Source organism: Acinetobacter sp. AB03, from assembly GCF_058107045.1.
Map to the genome: position 1 here is coordinate 1 of NZ_JBUEBA010000040.1, position 2,516 is coordinate 2,516.

Annotated in this window: 3 protein-coding genes; 2 read left to right on the plus strand and 1 reads right to left on the minus strand. The window is 42.6% G+C overall.

The annotated features are described in order from the left end of the window. Window positions 1-126 precede the first annotated feature (126 nt). Both ACY3FQ_RS17880 and ACY3FQ_RS17885 read left to right on the plus strand, forming a co-directional pair. Window positions 127-1,014 carry an AraC family transcriptional regulator gene (locus tag ACY3FQ_RS17880; RefSeq protein WP_489182379.1) on the plus strand — a complete coding sequence of 296 codons (888 nt, stop codon included), beginning with the start codon at window positions 127-129 and terminating at the stop codon, window positions 1,012-1,014. Between the two features lie 546 nt (window positions 1,015-1,560). Further along, entirely contained in the window at window positions 1,561-1,860 is a 300-nt protein-coding gene (locus ACY3FQ_RS17885; protein WP_212816230.1) for an aconitase family protein, read from the plus strand. A gap of 232 nt (window positions 1,861-2,092) precedes the next feature. Here the strand turns inward: ACY3FQ_RS17885 and ACY3FQ_RS17890 are convergent, their stop codons facing one another. Continuing rightward, window positions 2,093-2,419 (minus strand): pyruvate formate lyase family protein, encoded by a 327-nt coding sequence (locus ACY3FQ_RS17890; protein WP_489774579.1) that lies wholly within the window; start codon window positions 2,417-2,419, stop codon window positions 2,093-2,095. Between the last annotated feature and the right edge of the window lie 97 nt (window positions 2,420-2,516).

The following is a 2,516-nucleotide window of genomic DNA, read 5'->3' on the forward strand; positions in this document are numbered from 1 at the left end:
TTAATTTAAGATCAAATAAATTGTACGTTTTTTGATTTATGACGGAAGTCTATTGACGAAGAAGGCATTGCTAACGCTGATTTTCGCTCTCGCATCGAAGCAGCAAAGTCTGTTGATCGCATCAGTATCGAGCATTGGTGGGGCTTACTGGAAGAGCTCGCGACACTTCACCCGATACCTGCGCTGGGTATCCAGATTGGTATGCGAGGCGAAATCCAAGATGCCGGTATTTTGGGATATCTGGCGGCTTCTTGTGATTCCCTAGTTGAAGCCGTTGCACGGTTGCAGCGCTTTGAACCACTGCTACAAAATTTGTCCCATTCTTGGGTGAAAATAAAACAAGACCATATCTATATCGGCTGGGAAGGCAGTGGTAATGAGTCAACTGTATTATCCAATGATGTGGTGGTATCAGGAACCCTGGCTTTTATCCGCAAGCTTATTGGTACTCAAACATTTACGCCGTTAGAAGTGGAGCTAGCGGGGATTCCTGTTGACGAGCAGAAAGAATATGAGAGATTATTAGGCTGCCCTGTGGTCATTACCGACGACGTATTGGCGATGAAGTTGCCATTAAGTATGCTGCAGCTATCGATTGATAACAGTAATCCTCAACTTAGATTGATTCTGGAGCAGCAAGCAGAATCGATACTGGCTACGTTGCCTAAACCGGATGAATTTCTTAAGGACATACAGCAGCACATACTGAATGGCTTAGAGGTTGGCCAACTCAGCATGAAGTGGCTGGCTGGGAAGTTAGGGATTTCTGAGAGCAGTCTTTATCGGAAGTTGAGTGAGCGTGGGCGCAGCTATCAAAACCTTTTGGATGAATTGAGATACCAGCTTGCAATTCGTTACATCAAAAACCCCGACTTGAGTTTGACTGAAATTAGTTTGATGCTGGGTTTTTCCGAGCACAGCGCGTTCACTCGAGCATTTAAAAAGTGGGTCGGGCAAACCCCACTTAAATATCGGAATAGTTTTTTGAAGGTAGATCGTAACAGCATTTCTTGAGTAGGTATGACTTTCTACCGAGGCTATTGGTCAGCGAGATCATGATTGCCTCTGACGATTGAACATTAAAATCAACATTAAACCGATACAAGACGGGCTTTAGCCAGTTTTCAGCGCTCTATTATTCTTCAGCTCTTCTGGCATATCTGTTTTAGAGAATATAAGGGGGTATACCGAGCCTGAGTTAACAAAAACAATAGGCTTATCTATCGGTCATTTTAATTGATTTTAAGGCTCGTATTATTATCAAACTTTCAATCAGGATCATTACAGCCTACTGACCCTTGTACCAAATTATAACGAGGCATTATTAACCTCAATTACCCTGCATAAGTTTTAGCCATTTAGCCAGATGAGGCAGCGCCAGTAATTTATCTCTTAAGTGGCTGCTCCTAACCACTTCACTCAATTGCCCCGCCAAAGAAAAATCAGCAATCGAAATGGTAGCGCCACCTACGTACTTGGGAAGTTCTAGCGAAATACGCTGGTTTCACTTTCGATGATTCACATCCAAAAGAAGCAGCACGTACTAAGTACGAAAACATCATGTACCTAGAACGCCCTGGTTGTAACCTTTGCATGGGCAACCAAGAGAAAGCAGAAGCAGGTGATACTGTTCTTGCTACTTCTACTCGTCTTTTCCAAGGCCGTGTTGTAGAAGACTCTACTGAGAAGAAAGGTGAATCTCTACTAGGTTCAACTCCAATGGTTGTACTGGCTTCTATCCTAGGCCGTTTCCCAACGATTGCTGAGTACAAAGCAGCGGTTGAAGGTATTAACCTAACAAGCTTCGCGCCACCGTCTGAAGACCTAGCGCGCCCAGCAATTCCTCTTAAAGCTGTTTAAGCTTAAGAGAAAGTAAGCGCCTGTTTGTACTTATCTTGCATTAAGCTAAGTATGAGCTAGGCTCTTTCTAAGAACAAAATGAGTGACTAGAATAAAAGATTAGAAAGACGCACAAAAGATGGATGACGATGAGTGGATTTTTAGACCAGATAGCTTTTATAAAAAGGGCTTAACGTTTGAATGTAGCTCTCCGATTTGATCGGCTTCTACTGACTGAGATTGAAAATTTAGATTACTGATTGCTTAAAAAAACCGCTTCCCTTGATTCTAATGACGAAAGTCTAACGATGAAAAGGGAGAGCGGTTTTTTTATGGGTGCAATATATAAGACGTTACGATTTAACCAAAAAGGGATAATTGAAAAGAGTCGGAAGCGGTCCCCTCTTGATGTCGATAAGGGGTTTACTTTACGTTTATGAAAAGTAAAAATTTCAGCGAGTGCCGAAAGCCCTGCCTTTTCTGGATAGATAATTCCTCCCACTCTATGGGAGGTGTAATTTCCGACTACCAGTTCATCGGGATATATTTCTATACTTTTATTTTGCAGTACATAACACATGGCTTCAGCGGCCTGTATTTCTACCGGCTTATTTCGATTCAATTTGGGGTACTAGGGATTTTCCCTCGTAAACGGACAAAAGCCTCTGTAGCCCCCG